The sequence below is a fragment of the Bradyrhizobium sp. AUGA SZCCT0169 genome (assembly GCF_018130085.1).
Lineage (GTDB): Bacteria > Pseudomonadota > Alphaproteobacteria > Rhizobiales > Xanthobacteraceae > Bradyrhizobium.
In genome coordinates this window covers 156,627-174,253 of record NZ_JAFCMC010000009.1, presented here as the reverse complement: position 1 = coordinate 174,253, position 17,627 = coordinate 156,627, and the positions used below count along the sequence as shown (strand labels likewise).

At 63.2% G+C, this 17,627-nt stretch carries 16 protein-coding genes; 6 read left to right on the top strand and 10 right to left on the bottom strand.

From position 1 onward, the window contains the following. The first annotated feature begins 122 nt into the window (after nucleotides 1–122). Nucleotides 123–1,163: a cysteine synthase A gene (locus JQ609_RS13765; protein WP_212273792.1), complete on the top strand. Its 1,041-nt coding sequence runs from the start codon at nucleotides 123–125 to the stop codon at nucleotides 1,161–1,163. Nucleotides 1,164–1,285: 122 nt separating this feature from the next. On the opposite strand, the gene JQ609_RS13760 is transcribed toward JQ609_RS13765, so the two are convergent. Genes JQ609_RS13760 through JQ609_RS13745 form a run of 4 tightly spaced genes read right to left on the bottom strand, consistent with a single transcriptional unit; the run spans nucleotide 1,286 to nucleotide 5,801 of the window. Further along, on the bottom strand, nucleotides 1,286–2,029 hold the full coding sequence (locus tag JQ609_RS13760; protein ID WP_249119262.1) for an amino acid ABC transporter ATP-binding protein: 744 nt from the start codon (nucleotides 2,027–2,029) through the stop codon (nucleotides 1,286–1,288). A 10-nt stretch (nucleotides 2,030–2,039) separates the two neighbouring features. After that, nucleotides 2,040–3,563 (bottom strand): amino acid ABC transporter permease, encoded by a 1,524-nt coding sequence (locus JQ609_RS13755; RefSeq protein ID WP_212273791.1) that lies wholly within the window; start codon nucleotides 3,561–3,563, stop codon nucleotides 2,040–2,042. Continuing rightward, nucleotides 3,563–4,765 (bottom strand): amino acid ABC transporter permease, encoded by a 1,203-nt coding sequence (locus JQ609_RS13750; protein ID WP_212273790.1) that lies wholly within the window; start codon nucleotides 4,763–4,765, stop codon nucleotides 3,563–3,565. The genes JQ609_RS13755 and JQ609_RS13750 overlap by 1 nt, the downstream gene beginning before the upstream one ends. 19 nt (nucleotides 4,766–4,784) lie before the next feature. Then, nucleotides 4,785–5,801 (bottom strand): amino acid ABC transporter substrate-binding protein, encoded by a 1,017-nt coding sequence (locus tag JQ609_RS13745; RefSeq protein ID WP_212209508.1) that lies wholly within the window; start codon nucleotides 5,799–5,801, stop codon nucleotides 4,785–4,787. Nucleotides 5,802–6,641: 840 nt separating this feature from the next. Here JQ609_RS13745 and JQ609_RS13740 point away from each other — a divergent pair. Genes JQ609_RS13740 through JQ609_RS13725 form a run of 4 tightly spaced genes read left to right on the top strand, consistent with a single transcriptional unit; the run spans nucleotide 6,642 to nucleotide 10,559 of the window. Then, a complete protein-coding gene (locus JQ609_RS13740) occupies nucleotides 6,642–6,989 on the top strand; it encodes a hypothetical protein (RefSeq protein ID WP_212273789.1) in 348 nt (115 codons plus the stop codon). Between the two features lie 17 nt (nucleotides 6,990–7,006). Then, entirely contained in the window at nucleotides 7,007–8,503 is a 1,497-nt protein-coding gene (locus tag JQ609_RS13735) for a type II and III secretion system protein family protein (RefSeq protein ID WP_212209505.1), read from the top strand. A gap of 38 nt (nucleotides 8,504–8,541) precedes the next feature. Continuing rightward, nucleotides 8,542–9,279, top strand: coding sequence for a CpaD family pilus assembly protein (locus JQ609_RS13730; protein ID WP_212273788.1), 738 nt, complete (start codon nucleotides 8,542–8,544; stop codon nucleotides 9,277–9,279). Beyond that, entirely contained in the window at nucleotides 9,276–10,559 is a 1,284-nt protein-coding gene (locus tag JQ609_RS13725; protein WP_212273787.1) for an AAA family ATPase, read from the top strand. Before JQ609_RS13730 ends, JQ609_RS13725 begins: the two co-directional genes overlap by 4 nt. Nucleotides 10,560–10,612: 53 nt before the next feature. Here JQ609_RS13725 and JQ609_RS13720 read toward each other — a convergent pair whose 3' ends face one another. Together JQ609_RS13720 and JQ609_RS35765 are read right to left on the bottom strand one after the other, a co-directional pair. Further along, complete coding sequence (locus tag JQ609_RS13720) at nucleotides 10,613–11,443, bottom strand: tetratricopeptide repeat protein (protein ID WP_212273786.1); 831 nt, start codon at nucleotides 11,441–11,443, stop codon at nucleotides 10,613–10,615. 163 nt (nucleotides 11,444–11,606) lie between these two features. Next, nucleotides 11,607–11,855, bottom strand: coding sequence for a PilZ domain-containing protein (locus JQ609_RS35765; RefSeq protein WP_192735824.1), 249 nt, complete (start codon nucleotides 11,853–11,855; stop codon nucleotides 11,607–11,609). A gap of 290 nt (nucleotides 11,856–12,145) precedes the next feature. Here JQ609_RS35765 and JQ609_RS13710 point away from each other — a divergent pair, with 290 nt between their 5' ends. Continuing rightward, nucleotides 12,146–13,837 (top strand): Na/Pi cotransporter family protein, encoded by a 1,692-nt coding sequence (locus tag JQ609_RS13710; protein WP_212273785.1) that lies wholly within the window; start codon nucleotides 12,146–12,148, stop codon nucleotides 13,835–13,837. Here JQ609_RS13710 and JQ609_RS13705 read toward each other — a convergent pair. The 4 genes from JQ609_RS13705 to JQ609_RS13690 form a co-directional block, all read right to left on the bottom strand. Next, nucleotides 13,834–14,172, bottom strand: a complete 339-nt coding sequence (locus JQ609_RS13705) for a lipid-A-disaccharide synthase N-terminal domain-containing protein (protein ID WP_212209500.1) — start codon at nucleotides 14,170–14,172, stop codon at nucleotides 13,834–13,836. The genes JQ609_RS13710 and JQ609_RS13705 overlap by 4 nt on opposite strands. Then, the gene (locus JQ609_RS13700) at nucleotides 14,172–14,927 is read right to left on the bottom strand and encodes a glycosyltransferase family 2 protein (RefSeq protein WP_212273784.1); all 756 of its coding nucleotides are present in this window, start codon (nucleotides 14,925–14,927) and stop codon (nucleotides 14,172–14,174) included. The genes JQ609_RS13705 and JQ609_RS13700 overlap by 1 nt, the downstream gene beginning before the upstream one ends. A 77-nt stretch (nucleotides 14,928–15,004) precedes the next feature. Continuing rightward, complete coding sequence (locus tag JQ609_RS13695) at nucleotides 15,005–15,850, bottom strand: phosphatase PAP2 family protein (protein WP_212273783.1); 846 nt, start codon at nucleotides 15,848–15,850, stop codon at nucleotides 15,005–15,007. Between the two features lies 1 nt (nucleotide 15,851). Then, the gene (locus tag JQ609_RS13690) at nucleotides 15,852–17,594 is read right to left on the bottom strand and encodes a glycosyltransferase family 39 protein (protein WP_212273782.1); all 1,743 of its coding nucleotides are present in this window, start codon (nucleotides 17,592–17,594) and stop codon (nucleotides 15,852–15,854) included. Nucleotides 17,595–17,627: the final 33 nt, after the last annotated feature.

Sequence of the window (17,627 nt, the reverse complement as noted above, 5' to 3'; positions counted from 1 at the left end):
GCGCGTCAGGTGGTGTTCGCAAATCCAGATGACCGGCTGCGACTTAAGCGCTGGCTTGTATGCCCAGCGGCGGTCCTTTAGGGTTCGCTCAACGAATAGGCAAAGCAAACCGGCAATTCCAAATGACCTTCAACAAAGACGTCATCGAAGCCATCGGCAACACGCCGCTCATCAAGCTCAAGCGCGCTTCCGAAGCGACCGGCTGCACCATTCTCGGCAAGGCCGAATTCATGAATCCCGGTCAGTCGGTGAAGGACCGCGCCGGCAAATGGATGATCCTCGAAGCCGAGAAGCGCGGCGACCTCAAGCCCGGCGGCCTCGTGGTCGAGTCGACCGCGGGCAACACCGGTATCGGTCTTGCCGTCGTAGCGAGCGCGCGTGGGTACCGGACGATGATCCTGATCCCGGAGACCCAGAGCCAGGAAAAGAAGGACATGCTGCGGCTATGCGGCGCGGAACTGATCGAAGTGCCGCAGCTGCCGTACTCCAATCCGAACAACTACCAGCATGTCGGACGACGGCTCGCCGCGCAGCTGCGTAAGAGCGAGCCGAACGGCGTGCTGTTCGCCGATCAGTGGAACAACCTCGATAACGCCAAGGCGCATTACGAATCGACCGGCCCCGAGATCTGGCAGCAGACCGGCGGCAAGATCGACGGCTTCATCTGCTCGGTCGGCACCGGCGGCACGCTGGCCGGCACCAGCCGCTATCTGAAGGAAAAGCACCCCGGCATCGTCAACGCCTGCGCCGATCCGCATGGCTTTGCGATGTACGAGTTGTTCAAGAACGGCACGGCCAAATCGACACCGGGAGACTCGATCACCGAAGGCATCGGGCTCGGCCGCGTCACGCCTGTCATCGAGACCGCGAAGGTCGACGACGCCTTCCTGATCTCGGACGAGGAAGCGGTAAAGGTGATCTACGACCTGACCGAGCACGAGGGCCTCTGCCTCGGCGGCTCCACCGGCGTCAACATCGCGGGCGCGATCCGGCTCGCCAAGCAGCTCGGGCCCGGCAAGACCATCGTCACCATCCTTGCCGATTCCGGCGGCCGCTATCAGTCAAAGCTGTTCAATCCGGCGTTCATGCGCGCCAAGAATTTGCCGGTGCCGGAATGGCTGGAAAAGCGCCCGAAGGTCGATCTGCCGTTTGAGAAGGTGTGAGAGCAGCAAATCTCCAACGTCGTCATGCCCGGCCTTGTGCCCGGCATCCACGTTTTTGTTTCAATTAAGCAGAAGGACGTGGATGGCCGGGTCAAGCCCGGCCATGACGACAGATAGAACTGTCAATGCCGCAAGATCTGGCTGAGGAACAACTTCGTCCGCGCGTGCTGCGGATTGGCGAAGAAGTTTTCCGGCGTGTTGGATTCGATCACCTGGCCGGCGTCCATGAACACGACACGATTGGCGACTTCGCGCGCAAATCCCATTTCGTGGGTGACGACCAGCATGGTCATGCCTTCATTGGCGAGGTCGACCATGGTGTCGAGCACTTCCTTGACCATTTCCGGATCAAGCGCCGAGGTCGGCTCGTCGAACAGCATGACCTTGGGGTTCATGGTCAGCGCGCGGGCGATCGCCACGCGCTGCTGCTGACCGCCTGACATCTGCCCCGGATATTTGTTGGCCTGGTGCGGGATCTTGACCCGCTCCAGGTATTTCATCGCGGTCGCCTCGGCGTCCTTCTTGGGGATATTGCGCACCCAGATCGGCGCCAGCGTGCAGTTCTCCAGCACGGTCAAGTGCGGAAACAGGTTGAAGCTCTGGAACACCATGCCGACTTCACGCCGGACTTCGTCGACACGCCGCAAATTGGGTCCGAGTTCGATCCCCTCGACCACGATCTCGCCTTCCTGGAATTCCTCCAGCGCATTGATGCAGCGGATCAGCGTCGATTTGCCCGAGCCCGAGGGACCGCAAATGACGATGCGCTCGCCCTTGGCGACACCGAGGTTGATGTCTCGCAGGACGTGAAAGTCCCCGTACCATTTATTGAGAGCCTTGATGCCGACGATCTGATCTGTGCTCATGGTCATTTACTCAATTGCGGCGATGCGCGTTCAGCCTGTTCTCCACGAACAGCGAATAGCGCGACATGCCAAAGCAGAAGGCGAAGTAGATGATCCCGGTGAACGCAAAGCCGGTGAACAACGTGCTCGGCGTCGCCCAGTTCGGATCGGAAAACGACGCACGCAATGATCCCAGGAGATCGAACAGCGCGACGATCGAGACCAGCGAGGTGTCCTTGAACAGGCCGATGAAACTGTTGACGAGGCTGGGGATGACGTGGCGCAACGCCTGCGGCATCACGATCAGCCCGGTGGTCTTGGCCCAGGACAGGCCGAGCGCGCTTGCCGCCTCGCCCTGCCCGCGCGGGATCGCCGCCAGGCCGCCGCGGATGTTCTCCGCCTGGTAGGCGCCGGTGAACAGCGCGATCCCGATCAGGGCGCGCACCAATCCGTCGATGGTGAACCCCGTCGGAACGAACAGCGGTAACATATAGGTTGCGAAGAACAGCACCGTGATCAGCGGAACACCGCGCCAGAACTCGATGAAGGCGATCGAGAAAATCCGGATCAGCGGTATAGACGAACGCCGGCCGAGCGCTAGCGCAACGCCGATCGGCATCGATGCGACGATGCCGGTGACCGCCACCACCAGCGTGACCAGCAACCCGCCCCACAGCCGCGTATCGACCACGGGCAAGCCACCCCGGTCGAGCCCCATGACCGCGATCACGATGCCAATGCCGGCGAAGATCGCAAGGCAGGTGACGAGCGGACGTGAGCCGGCGCGCACGCCTCCGCTCAACCAGAACACCAGGGCGGAGACGATCAGGGTGGTCAATGCGAAGTCCGCCCACAGCGGACTGCCGGAAGCCTGAATCTGGTCGCGCAGCCAGGTCAGCGGCAGCAGCAGCCAGGAAACCATTGTCGAGAGCAGCACGATCAGTTGACCGAGCAGCCACAGCAGCGGTCCGATCAGGGCCGTCGCCCCGCCCGCGGCCGCCAGCTTGCGCCCGCTGTCACCGATGCTGTCGTTGAATCCCGACAAAAGCCCGGCCGTCCAGCTGACCCCGAGGCCGCCCAATCCGCCGCCATGCAGCAGGAAGAAGGCGATGACGGGCAATGCGATGAAGAAAAGTCCGGCGTTGAGGCCTTTGGCGGGCGCCTTGGGAATCAGCAGCGGCAGCAGCAGGATCACGGCCATGAGGAAGACCAGATTGACCCGCCAGCGCTCCGGCTCCGGATAGAAGCCGTAAATGAACTGACCGATTTTCGCCTGAATGAACGGCCAGCAGGCGCCGACCACGTCTCCGGCGTTTTTGGCGAGACACGCGGTGCGGTCGTTGCCGGTCCAGACCGCATCGATCAGCACGAATCTCAGCGCGGGAACGGCGATGAACCAGAGCAGCAGCGCGCTGACGATCGTGATCAGGACGTTGGTCGGCGAATTGAACAGCCGCGTGCGCAGGAAGCCGACAAAGCCGGTGGTCTTGATCGGTGCCGGACGCTCGCCGACGAGTTCCTGGCGGACGAAAACGGATGGTGTGGTCTCGCTCATCACCCCATACTCCGGCCGATACGCCACCCGTAGAAGCTCATGATAGCGCTCGTGACCAGCGAGATCACGAGGTAGACGCCCATGGTGATGCCGATGATTTCGATCGCCTGTCCGGTCTGGCTCAGCGTGGTGCCGGCGAACACCGAGACCAGGTCCGGATAGCCGATCGCCACCGCCAGCGTGGAGTTCTTGGTCAAGTTCAAATACTGGTTGGTCAGCGGCGGCAGGATCACGCGCAAGGCCTGCGGGATCACGATCAGCCGCAGCACCGAGCCGCGCTGCAGCCCAAGCGACGAGCCGGCTTCCATCTGCCCCTTGTGAACCGACAAGATGCCGGCGCGCACGATTTCGGCGATGAAGGCGGCGGTGTAGGTCGACAGCGCCAATGTCAGGGCGACGAATTCCGGAATGACCCGTGAGCCACCGGCGAAGTTGAAGCCCTTCAGGGCCGGTATTTCAAACTTTACGGGCGCGCCGAAGATAAGGGTCACAAGCAGCGGCAGACCGACCACCAGGCCCAGCGCATAGGGCCAGACCTTGATCACCTTGCCGCTCTGGAACAGCTGACGCCGGGAATAGCGCCACAACGCGATCGCCGCGACGATCGCGATCAGCAGCGCGAGGACGAACGGTTCGAAACCCGGCTCGCCGATCGGCTTGGGGATTACCAAGCCGCGATTGCTGAGAAAGAAGGTGTCGAGCACCGAGATGCTCTGCCTCGGATTAGGCAGCGCAGCGAGCACTGCCAGATACCAGAACAGGATCTGGAACAGCAGCGGCAGGTTGCGGATCAGTTCGACATAGCCGCCGGCCATGCGCGACAGCAGCCAGTTCGGCGACAGGCGGCCGAGCGCCACCAAAAAACCAATCACGGTGGCGAAGAAAATGCCGATCACCGAGACCAGCAGGGTGTTGAGCAGGCCGACCAGGAAAACGCGGATGTAGTTGTCGGAGCCTGAATACGCAATCAGGTTCTGGCTGACGTCAAAACCTGCCGTGTTGACCATGAAGCCGAAGCCCGCGGTGATCCGCTGCGCCTGCAGATTGGCGCGGGCATTGGCGACGATCTCGTAGGCGATCCAGGCCAGTGCGGCGACGAACACGAGCTGGATGACGAAACCACTCCAGCCCGCGCTGCCACCGAGCGCCCTCTGCAGTTTGGGAACCAACTGCGACGGTGGTTTTCGGGGTTCGATGGCCATCGCCGCAGCCCTCCGCCGATCAGCGGATCGGCGGCGCGTACTGGATACCCCCCTTGCTCCAGAGCGCGTTGATGCCGCGGGCAATGCCAAGCTTGGAGCCGGCGCCGACGTTGCGCTCAAATGACTCGCCGTAATTGCCGACGGCCTTCACGATCCGCGAGACCCAATCCTTGGTCAGGCCGAGCTGTTCGCCAAGGTTGCCGTCGGTGCCGAATACCCGCTTCATCTCCGGCTTGTCCGATTTCGCCATCTCATCGGCGTTCTTCTGGGTAATGCCCAGCTCTTCCGCGGTGATCATCGCGTAGAGCGTCCATTTCACGATGTCTGCCCACTGGTCGTCGCCATGGCGCACCATCGGGCCGAGCGGCTCTTTCGAGATCACTTCCGGCAGCACGACATGATCGGCCGGGCTCGCGAGTTTCAAACGATCGGCATAAAGGCCGGACACGTCTGTCGTGAAGACGTCGCAGCGTCCGGACTCATAGGCCTTGACGGCCTCGTCGTTGGTACCGAATGCGATCACCTCGTACTTCATGTTGTTGCCCTTGAAGTAGTCGGCGAGATTCTGCTCGGTAGTGGTGCCTTGCTGCACGCAGACCGACGCGCTGTTCAATTCCAGCGCGGAATTCACCTTCAGCGCCTTCTTCACCATGAAGCCCTGGCCGTCATAATAGGTCACGCCGGTGAAATTGGCGCCGAGCGAAGTATCGCGCGACAGCGTCCAGGTGGTGTTGCGCGACAGCACGTCGATTTCGCCGGACTGCAGCGCGGTGAAGCGATCCTTGGCCGACAGCGGCACGAACTTGATCTTGCTCGGATCGTTGAAGACCGCAGCTGAGATCGCGCGGCAGATGTCAACGTCGAGGCCGGTCCAGTTGCCCTTGTCGTCCGGAGACGAGAACCCCGGCAATCCCTGGCTGACGCCGCAGGAAAGCATGCCACGGTCCTTGACCGTTTTGAGGGTTTGCGCCGAGGCAGCCTGGACCGAAAGACCGGAGGCAACGGCAAGGGTGAGAACCAGGGATACGCGTTTCATGGGCAAGGCCTTTCAGGGGTCGTGCGGGAACGTTGGCTTGTCGTCCTCGAACGCTGTTGGGCCAACCCGATGATCCCCCACCGAAAAAAGCGCCAATCTGACCCGGCAGTTTGACACGCAATACGGTCGGACAGGGATCGAAGGTCGCGGCAGGCCCCTCAACGTGCGGCGACTGGTAGTTGTGCCGTATCACAATCCGACTGGCGAGCCGGGTCAAGGGGTTGACGGCCGACTTCTGTATTCTGTGAGTAATTAAACCGGCCCCCGACCCGGCAGGCCGGCGGTGTTTTGGCTATCTGTCATGGCTGCGGCAAAACGTCTTTGATGGCGCGAACGCCTTGGTTTTTCGAACGCTCGCCCGTCCAACCCGCAAAAATCCTAAACCGGACCGGTCACATCAGGCCGCGACGCCAAAGCCCGGGCGGGCTGTGCGAGCCTCGTCATTCCCTGCGACAGCTATCGCCCGGCGCCGGGCGGCCTGACGTTGCGGCTTCACATCGGGCTCGAGAATGTCGATGACCTCAAGCCCGATCTTGACCGCGCTTCACGGCGTTGAAGGGCGCCAGCCAGCGCCGCGATTTCTGCAAACTCCGCGATCCGCTGTTGCACAGCGGCGGATGCAGCGCGGGCCGCGATGGTCTTATCCGTAGAAATCCGGATTTATGCAGGCGTGGACACTAACCGCGCGTTCACCATGACGGCGAATCCCGCCGGTCTCGCCACCAAATCATTCACCCCTCAAGTTCCCTTATACCATTGCCCCGTTAGTCATGCCGGGTGGGACGGCCGTCGACGCCATGCGGATGATGGCGCCCAGCGTAAGAGTAGACAGTAAAGCGTATGAATGCTGCCGGTATCGTAGTTCCAGCCATCGCTCTCAGGGGCTGCGTTTCGGCTTATCCCGCGCGCGGATCGGACGAGAAGCCCGCCGCTGCCGAGCCGGTCGCGCAGCTGCCGACCACGGAGCTTCTCGTCGCCAAATCCGGCTCGATCGCGTGTGCCCCCTTCATCGCGGGTGAACCGATCCGATCGGAAATCATCCTGACCAACATCATCGTGCTGGCGATCGACCAGGCCCCCAAGAAAAAAGAGGGCAGGAACGCGCTGGTCGGCAAGGCCCTGAAGCGGGGCTCAAGCATCAACGTGGTTCGCTACGGCATTGCGAGCCAATCGACGGCACAGAAGTGACCGAAAGGACGCGGGGAATGAAGTTCGGGGGTAATCAGTCAGCGATGCGGACGGCTGCGGTCGGGGCCTTGTTGTTTTCGGCCATCGCCACGCTGGCGCTCAGCCCGTTGGCATCGGTCGTGGCGGCCGAGCTCGACAGGGAGTTGGCCAGGGAGCTGTCCAGGGATTCGGGCAACGATCCGGTGACGACTTCTGCCATCGGCCCGGTCAAGCAACGCTTCCTCTCCCTCGGCGTCGGCAAGTCCGTGGTGGTCGACCTGCCGCGCGACGTGAAGGATGTACTTGTCGCCGATCCAAAGATCGCCAACGCCGTCATTCGTTCGGCGCAGCGCGCCTATATCATCGGCGCAGCGGTCGGCCAGACCAACGTGGTGTTCTTCGATGCCGACGGCCAGCAGGTCGGCTCCTACGACATCGCGGTCAAGCGCGACCTCAACGGTGTGCGGGCGGCGCTCCGGCAAACGCTGCCGGGGATCAATATCGAAGGCGTCGGTGAAGGCGTCATCCTGACCGGCTCGGTATCGAGCCCGATCGAGGCCCAGCAGGCCGGCGACCTCGCTGCGCGGCTGGTCGGCAGTGCCGACAAGGTCGTCAATTCCATCGCCGTCCGCGGCCGCGACCAGGTGATGCTGAAGGTCAACGTTTCCGAAGTGCGACGCGACATCATCAAGCAGATGGGCGTCGATCTCAGTGCCAGCATGAATTACGGCACCGCCGTCGTGAACTTCAACAACAACAATCCCTTCACCGCCTACGGCCGTCCGCTGGTGTCTGACAATGGCCTCGCCGCCTCGAGCATCCTCAAGGGGCTGCCGACGGTCACCGCGACCATGCGCGCGATGGAATCCGCCGGCGTGGTCCGCACGCTGGCAGAACCGAACCTGACGGCGATATCAGGCGAGTCCGCGACCTTCATCGCCGGCGGCGAATTTCCGATTCCCGCAGGTTATTCCTGCGATCCCGTCACGCATATCTGTACGACGCAGATCCTGTACAAGAAATTCGGCATCTCGCTGAACTTCACGCCCGTCGTGCTGAGCGAAGGACGGATCAGCCTGCGGGTGATGACCGAAGTCTCCGAACTGTCGACCGACAATGCCATCACCCTGAACCAGAACGGCGCTGCACTGACGATTCCCTCGATCAGGACCCGCCGCGCCGAGACCACGCTGGAAATCCCCTCCGGTGGTTCGATGGCGATGGCCGGCCTGATCCAGCAGCAGACCAAGCAGGCGGTCAACGGATTGCCAGGCGTCAACCAGCTCCCGATCCTGGGCGCCCTCTTCCGCAGCCAGGACTTCGTCAACAACGAGACCGAATTGATGGTTCTCGTCACGCCCTATGTGGTCCGCGCGGTTGCCCAGAAGGAATTGTCCCGCCCCGATGACGGGTTTGCACCGGCGTCCGATTCCCAATCGACGCTGCTGGCCCGCATCAACCGGATCTATGGCCTTGCCGCCCGCGTCGGGCCGGTCGGCGCCTATGAGGGCAATTTCGGCTTCATCATTGACTAAGACGGCACGGCTCCACGGACGGGGATGAGGACAGAACGATGACAACCCAAACGAAGGTCGATTCCCGCCACAGCTGGCGACTGCTCGGGGCGCTGGTCGGCCTGTCCGCTGCGCTGGGGGCCTGCCAGCAGACCGGCGAGATCGTGACCGCGACCGTTCCCACCGATTACCGTCAGCGGCATCCGATCGCCGTTCAGGAAGGTAACCGCTCGATCGTCATTTTCGTCGGGCACGCCCGCGGCGGCCTCTCGGCCCCGCAGCGCAACGACGTCATGGGACTGGCCCAGACCTGGGCCCGCGAAGGCACCGGCGCGATCATCGCCGACGTGCCGGTCAACACGGCCAATGCCCGCGCGGCCGAGGCAACGTACCAGGAAATCCGCGCGATGCTGACCGCAGGCGGCGTGCCGTCAAGCGCGATCAGGCTGCGTCATTATCAACCGGATAGCCCGCAAACGCTTCCGACCATCAGGCTGATCTATCCGAAGATCTCCGCGGTGGCCGGCCCCTGCGGCCTGTGGCCGGAGGACCTCGGTCCCAACATCTACGACACCGGTTACAATGAAAACCGGCCGTACCACAATTTTGGTTGCGCCACCCAACGCAACCTCGCCGCCATGATCGACAACCCGGCGGACCTCGAGCAGCCGCGGCCCGAAACCCCCGCCTACACGATGCGGCGCAACGCGGCCTTCGACAAATACCGCAAGGGTGTATCGACCACGACCACCTATCCCGAATCCGAAAAAGCCAAACTGAGCGATACAGGTAAATGATCAGCCGGTCCCGAAAAGACTCTGAAGAAGAGCACGGCCTTACGCCGCCCGCCGATGAATATATTTCGCCGGCGCCGCGCGTGTCGGTGCAGGCCTTTTGCGCAACGGTTGCGACTGCCGCAACGGTGCGATCAGCCAGCGAAGACCGTCGCCTCGGCAAGGTTCATCTGTCCGTTCATATGGGCGGCATCGCGGCCGCCATCGATGCCTATCACAAGGCCCCGACGCCGAACGTGATCATGCTGGAAACCGAAGGCTCCAGCGACATGCTCGACGGTCTCGACGAACTCGCCACCGTCTGCGACGCCGGCACAAGGGTCGTCGTGATCGGCAGCGCCACCGATGTCACGCCCTATCGCGAACTGGTGCGGCGCGGCGTCAGCGACTACGTGGTCGGGCCGGTCGAAACCCTCGATGTGGTGCGCGCGATCTGCAGCCTGTTTTCCTCGTCCGAAGCCGTCGCAGTCGGCCGGATCGTTGCCGTGGTCGGCGCCAAGGGCGGCGTCGGTTCATCCACGGTGGCGCACAATGTGGCCTGGGCGATCGCACGCGACCTGGCGCTGGATTCCGTCGTGATCGACCTCGATCTGGCGTTCGGCACCGCCGGCCTCGACTACAACCAGGACCCGATACAGGGCATCGCCAACGCGCTATTCCAGCAGGATCGGCCCGACAGCGCGCTGATGGAGCGCCTGCTCGCGAAATGCTCCGAGCGTCTCAGCCTGCTGGCGGCCCCCGCGACGCTCGAACAGGTCTACGATTTCGGTGCGGACGCCTTCGATGCGATCTTCGATACGCTGCGCATGACCACTCCCTGCATCGTGCTCGATGTCCCGCATCAATGGTCGGCGTGGACCAAGCGCGCGCTGGTCGGCGCGGACGATATTCTGATCGTTGCCGAGCCTGATCTCGCCAACATGCGCAATGCCAAGAACATGCTGAACGTGCTCAAGGCAGCCCGGCCCAACGACCGGCCACCGCTCTATTGTCTCAACCAGGTCGGCATGCACAAGCGCCCGGAGATCACCCCGCGCGAATTCGCCAAGGCGATCGAGAGCCAGCCGATTGCGACTATCCCGTTCGATTCAAGGATGTTCGGCATGGCGGCCAATAACGGCCAGATGATCCAGCAAATCTCCGCCGGTCATCGCACCACCACGATGTTCTTGCAGATGGCGCAACGCCTGACAGGCCACGCCGTGACCAAGCGATCACGCGGTTCGCTGCTCGGGCCGATCATGCCGATCATCAACAAATTGCGCGCCGGCGGCCGCCGCTGAAGGCGCGGCGGGGCAACGGGACGGGCGCACGCCTTTCGCCCGTTCGGCCGCGGTCAATTCGAGCGCCCGGACGCAGCGCCCGGCATCCTGCCGCCCATCTCGGCGCGCGCATTCTCCTTGCGCGACAGCATGAGCTTCAACTGCGCGACGTTGGCGGCCGCTTCTTCGGGCGGAAGGTCGGCCTTCGCGATCTTTTCAGCCTCGGCCGGGTTGCCGCGCAGACCGACCACCAGCGCCAGATTGGCCCGCACGCGCGCATCATTGCCCGCACGGCTATGGGCGCGGCGCAACGTCTCCTCCGCCTTCGGCAGGTCTTTTGAAAGCACGTAAGACAGGCCGAGATTGGACAGCACCGACGGTTGGTTGGGCGTGATCCTCAGCGCGCTCGAATAATACTGCCGCGCTTCCTCGAACCGGCCGAGCTGATCGAGCACCGCACCTTGCGCGGAGAGTATCCGCCAATCCGGGTTGTCGGGGGTGTGGGCGCGGCCGAGCACGTCGAAGGCCTGCTGAAAATTGCCATTGTCAGCGAGCGCCCGGCCGTAGCCGGCGAGCAGCGCCTTGTTGCTGGAATGGGCGATGGTCGCCTGCTCCAGCACCGCGACCGCCTGCGACTTCTGTCCGGTGGCGCGCAACGCCTTGCCGTATTGCAGGGCCGCGTCGGCATCCTTCGTGTTGGCGCGATAGCGCGCCTCGAAAACCTCCAGGTCGCGGCGCGGGTCGGCGGTGCGGCTGGTTTCGGCTTTCTCACCGAGCGAGCCAGTGATATCCGACGACGTTACCGCGGTCTGGCAGCCGCTAAGCCCCAGCGCGAGAATCGCCGCGGATGATGTACACGCAAGAAGTCGCGCGAATTCAGATGGTTGGAAGAATTTCTGGAACATTTACTGGACCCGCGTCGGCGACTGTCCAGAATGCTCACAGCTTAACCCTAAATTCGGGTTAAGCAGGCCGCCTTTACGGTAATGGGCGGCCGCAATGGCCTGTTTAGCATCGGCCACGCGGCTGTGGGCCGGGCTCTGATCCCGGCCTCGCCGCATTCCCGTACTAGTCGACGAATTGAGCGCCGAGTTCGCAGCCGATCCGCCATGCGAGCTTGCACTGGCGTGGCCGCTGACCGGTCGAGAAAATCACGGTGAACTCGGGGGGAATCTCCGGGTATTCGGCGATTATCTTCACTCCGCCGTCCGACACGTCCGTGATCATGCAGTCGCGCGGCAACCCGCCGGTCCCAAACTGTATCTTCGCAAAGTTTCTGCACACACGACGTTCGCTTCTGCGGCGATTCGCTAACATCTTTGCCCCTGGCCCTGATCGAGAAAGTTGGTGTCTCTCGTTTACAGAAGAATTGTTGGAATTGGCCTAGCGGAACCGATCGCAATGTAATCGAAATGTAGCGGTTGTTTTCTAGCTCCGCTTACCTTGCGCTTGTGCTGACACGCTCGCGATCGATCGCTGCCTTTGGCTCTTGCCGGCACGTGCTCTGCCTGCGGCCACGCAAGCAATTTTCGGCAAATTAAAGGGTTGATCCGCGGCCTTTTGGCGATAGCCTGAACTTTCGACTCGCGCTGCCGGAAGCTATTCGCATGGGAACCGTCGTACTTCTCGACCTGATGGGTGGCGTTGCGCTGCTGCTGTGGGGCCTGCACATGGTCCACAGCGGAATCCTGCGCGCGTTCGGCCCTGACCTGCGTCAATTGCTGGCGAAGGGGCTCAACAACCGCTTCACCGCCTTTGCGGCGGGCCTCGGTCTGACGGCGCTGCTCCAGAGCAGCACCGCGACGGCGCTGATCACAAGCTCGTTCACGTCGGAAGGCCTGGTCAGCCTGGTGCCGGCGCTTGCCATCATGCTCGGCGCCAATGTCGGCACCACGCTGATCGTGCAGATCCTGTCGTTCAAAATCGCCGCCGTCGCCCCCGTCCTGTTCATCATCGGTCTGGTCGCCTTCCGCACCGGGCCGCGCTCGCGCATCAAGGATATCGGCCGCGTCTCGATCGGACTTGGGCTGATGCTGCTGGCGCTGCACATCCTGCTCGACACGCTGGCGCCGGCCGAAAACGCACCGGGCATGCGTGTGTTCATGAACGCCATCACCGGCGATCCCGTGCTCTGCATCGTCGTCGGTGCCGTCGTTACCTGGGTGGTGCATTCCAGCGTCGCCAGCGTGCTGCTGGTGATGTCGCTGGCATTTGCGCACTTCATTACACCCGTAGCGGCGTTGGCGCTGGTGCTCGGTGCCAACCTTGGTAGCGCGATCAATCCGATTGTCGAAGGCGCCCGCCGCGACAACCCCGCCAGCTACCGCCTGCCGCTGGGTAATCTTGCCAACCGGATGATCGGCATCGCCCTGGTGGCGCCGTTTCTGAACCCGATCGCGGAGCTGTTGCAGTCGTGGCAGCCGGACCCCGCCAAGGCCACGGCCCAATTCCACATCGCGTTCAACGTCGTGACTGCGATCGTCTTCATCGGCCTGCTCGACGGCATGGCGCGGCTGTTGAAAAAGCTGCTGCCGACGCGCGTCCGGGAGACCGACCCGCTCCGGCCGCGCTATCTCGACGAGAGCGCGCTGGAGACCCCTTCTTTGGCGCTCGCGGATGCCGCGCGCGAAACCCTGCATATGGGCGACCATGTCGAGGTCATGCTGCGCAAGGTGATGGCGGCGATGATGACCAACGACCGGGCGCTGGTCGACCAGGTCTCGCAGATGGACAACAGCGTCGACAGCCTCGACGAGGCGATCAAGCTCTATGTCACCAAGCTCACCCGCGGCAGCCTCGACGAGCGCGAGGGACAGCGCGCGATGGAGATCGTGTCCTTCGCCATCAACCTCGAACATATCGGCGACATCATCGACAAGAATTTGAGCGAGCTTGCGACCAAGAAGATCAAGCGCCGGTTCCAGTTCTCGGCCGAGGGCGCCGAAGAGCTTTCGGCCTTCCACAAGCGCACGATGGATTCGCTGCGGATCGCGTTCGGCGTCTTCATGTCCGGCGACGTCAATGAGGCCCGCAAGCTGCTGGCCGAGAAGGCCGCGCTACGCAACACCGAGCTTGCCGCCACCGAGCGGCATCTCGACCGGCTGCGCGAGGGCCGGCCCGAGACCATCGAGACCACCTCGCTGCATCTCGATGTGCTGCGCGATCTCCGGCGGATTCACTCCCATATCTGCTCGGTCGCCTACCCCGTGCTCGATGCCGCCGGTGAACTGGCGGCCTATCGTGCTACCGAAAGCGACATGGCGGCGCTGCCCGCACCGGCCGCGGGACGCAGCGGTTAGCGATCCAGCGTCTTCGACGCGCTGGCGCGGTTCTTCACGATCAGCATGATGTTTCGGATGTAGATGATGGTGGCCAGTGACTGGCCGATGATGATGACGGGTTCGCGTTTGGCGATGCCGTAGACCAGCGTCATCATCCCGCCGCCCATCGAGAAGAACCAGAACGCCATCGGCACCACGCTTTGCCCGACGCGCTCGCTCGAGATCCACTGCACCAGGAAGCGCGCGGTGAAGAACAATTGCGCGACCAGGCCGAACGCCAGCCAGAAATCGAACTTCGCGACGAAGACGTCGTAAAGATAATCGCCGAGCGCCTGCCCGTATTGAATCAGCATCAGGTCACCTCGGTCGCAACGGGCGTCGACTTCTTGCGGCGGATCAACCACCAGACGCCGGCCAGATCCATGATCCCGATCCATAGCCGGTCAAAGAAGCCGTAATTTGATACGCCGGAATGGCGCGGGCGGTCGATCACATCGACGTAAGCAATGCCAAAACCTTCACGGCGCACCAGCGCGGGGAGGAAACGATGCAGCCCGTCGAAATAAGGCATCGACAGGAATACCTCGCGCGGAAATGCCTTCAGCCCGCACCCGGTGTCGCGGGTGCCGTCGCGCAAAATCCCGTTGCGCACGGCATTGGCGATCCGCGACTGCATTTTCTTGAAACCGGTATCCTTTCGTCCGACCCGCTGGCCCGCGGCAAGGCCGATGCGGCCGCCGCCGCTCTCGACCGCCGAAATCAGATCCGGCAGAAACGCCGGATTGTTCTGTCCGTCGCCGTCGAGTGTCGCCACAATGGCGCCGCGCGCCGCACGAACGCCGCTGCGCACCGCCGCCGATTGTCCGGAGGATTTTTCATGCCGGAGCTGCCGGAGATTGCCGTGCACCTTCATCAGCGCTTTGAGGCACTCGGCGGTGGAATCGGTCGAGCCGTCATTGACATAGATGATCTCATAGGCCCAACGGCCATTCAGCGCGGCCGTGATTTCCGCAATCAGCGGCGCGACGTTGTCGGCCTCGTTGCGCACGGGCACAACGATGGAAACGGCGACCGCGGCTTGGTCGGAAGAGGGCAAATCTGTACTCATCGGTTGGGCTGGGGTTGGAACGGCTTGCTGGACCTGAAACCGGAACCGGTTCCGTCAGGCCTTCGCGGCGTCCGCTTTTATGGGGCGAATGCGCCCCGGGCAACCCTTTTGAGGCGTCCCCAGGAGGGCCCAACCAGTGGCAGAATTGTGCCGTCGCGGTGGATTGCAAAGCCGAGCCGCCGCGCCGCGAACCAGTAGCGCACGAACATCGCGCCGATGATGCCGACCAGCGCGCCCGCAACCACGTCGCTGGGATGATGGGCCAACAGCACCAGACGGGTTGCGCAGATGACGAGGGCGTAGACGAACATCGTGATCCGCGCCTGCGGCCACAACGCCGACACGGCAAAGGCCAGCGCGAAAGCGCAGGTCGCATGGCCCGAGGGGAAGCTTGAATACGCCCCTGTTCCGTTGAAGTGCGAGAAATGGAACACGTTGCCTTCGCCGCCGACGAACGGCCGGCCGCGTCCGACGCCCCATTTGATCAGTTCGGTAACCAGCGCGGACACCATCACCGCGCAGAACAAGAACTGTAAACGCGTGCCGAGACCGAGCAACAGGGAGCGCTGAATACCCCTGAACGCGGGTGCTGCTATCGCAACCAGGATCAACAGCGCGCCCAGCGCCGCCAGCACATATTCGTCCTTGCCGAAATCGGTGACGATGCGCATCCACCACAGCGAGGGCGTGCCCCGCTTCGGCATCTGGCCGATCTCCCAGGCATCGAGCACGAACATCAACGCGATGATGGCGGCGCCAAGGCCGGCCGACAGCAGCAATGCGTGACGCGCCGCCCGGCGGCCCGCCTCGGCCCGCCGCGAGTGCGACGGCGTGCGCACGAGCTGGGCCAGCGAGCGCCACCCCAGCACCACAAAGCGCGAAAGATAGTTTTGGGATTCGGCGATGACGGTCGGCGCTGGCATCTTATTCGGTGCCTTCGGAGCGGAAGATTGCGATTGAAACCGCCTTGCCCTGCGAGATGTTATAACCCTCGACACGCGTCGCCACGTTATAGCGCAGCCCGATCGCTTCGGCGCGCTGGACAAAACCGCGCTCCGAGCGCGATTCCACCAACGCAAAGCGGCAAGTGCCCTGCCCCAGGAAATCCGCCGCGCCCGATCCGTCGGTCAACAGCGTACTGGTTCCGGTCATGAAGACGAGACTGGGCTCGTGGAAACCGGCAGCCGCGGCCTTCGGCCCGACGCAGACGACGTTGCGCAGCGCGCGCGCAATGCCTGCGCTCGGAAACAGCGTCGTCAGCGACGGCATCACGATGCCATAGACGGCGATCGCCAGGCACATCGCTGCGATCACGGCATGCAACAGCGAGCGCTCGGCGCGACTTTCCTCAAACAGCCACCACGCGATCAGGCCGAAGATCATCGCCGCCGCCAGCACCGGCCAGGCCGGAAAGACCGGCTGATGCGTCAGCTTGATCGCCGCAACAATCGCGATCACGGCCGTAATCGCGGGGATCGCAAACCACCAGGCCGCGCCGCGCCTCAGCCAGGAGCGCGACAACACGCGGCGCTCCAGGGCGCCGACGGTCAGGATGGCGATGGCTGGATAGAGCGGCAGCACGTAGTGCGGAAGCTTGGTCATCACCAGTTCGAACACGATCCATGACGGCACCAGCCAGGCCAGCAGATACTGCGCGCCGGGTTCGCGCCGGGCCCGCCATACCGCCGGAGCCGCCATCCCCGCCAGCGGCGCACCGGGCCAGAACGTGACCCAGAACAGCAGCAGATACAGGCCGGGTGGCGCGCCATGAGACTCCTGCGCGGCGAGCTTGCTCAGCATGTCGCCGCCGAGCGAATTGGTGAAGAATGCATCGCCCGCGCGCCAGAAAATCGCGACAAACCACGGCAGCACCAGCACCAGCGTCCACATCAGGCCCCAGACCGGGCGCATACGCCAGAGCCAGACCGCCGAGCGGTCGAGGATCGCCAGCGCCGCGATGGTCAATCCCACGAACATCAGGATCAACGGGCCCTTGAGCAGGATGCCGCCGGCCAGTGCGGTCCAGAAAATCGCGGGCGAACTCCACGGCGGACGTGCCGGATCCTCGCCGCGCTGCCAGGACAGATAGACCCGCGCCATCGCGCCCATCGCGGCGGTGACTGACAGCAGCAGCATCGCATCGGTCTTGGCGAGCCGCGCTTCGGCGCCGAGCAAGACACAGCTGCACATCATCAGCGCCGCCAGCGCGGCGCCGCTCCGGGTCACAAAGGCGAGCGCCGTCCAGTAGGTCAGCAGGACCGCGCCGATCGCGCCAATCAAGGAGGGAACGCGATAGAGCCAGATGCGCAATTCCGCCCGCGGCAGGCCGAGCTTTGACGCGGTTTCGACCACCGCGGCCTGCATCCAGTAAATGCCGACCGGCTTCTTGTAGCGGACGTCATCCTGAAAGCGGATGTCAACATATTCGTCGCTTTCGACCATTTGCTTGGTCGCCTGCGCAAACCGCGCCTCATCGCGGTCGATGGCCGGAATCGTGAAGAAACCGGGCACGAAAAGCACGATGGCACACAGCGTGAGGAAGATGATCGCGCGGAAATGGCTGGCCGTGGCGAAGTCAAACGCGGCGAGCAGCCTGCGGCTGGAATTCGCAGGTTTCACAGACTGTTGGCCTGCTCCAAATCGCCGGGGTTGCACGGTTTCAACCATCTTGTTCGCATACGATGAAACCGCACTGCAAAC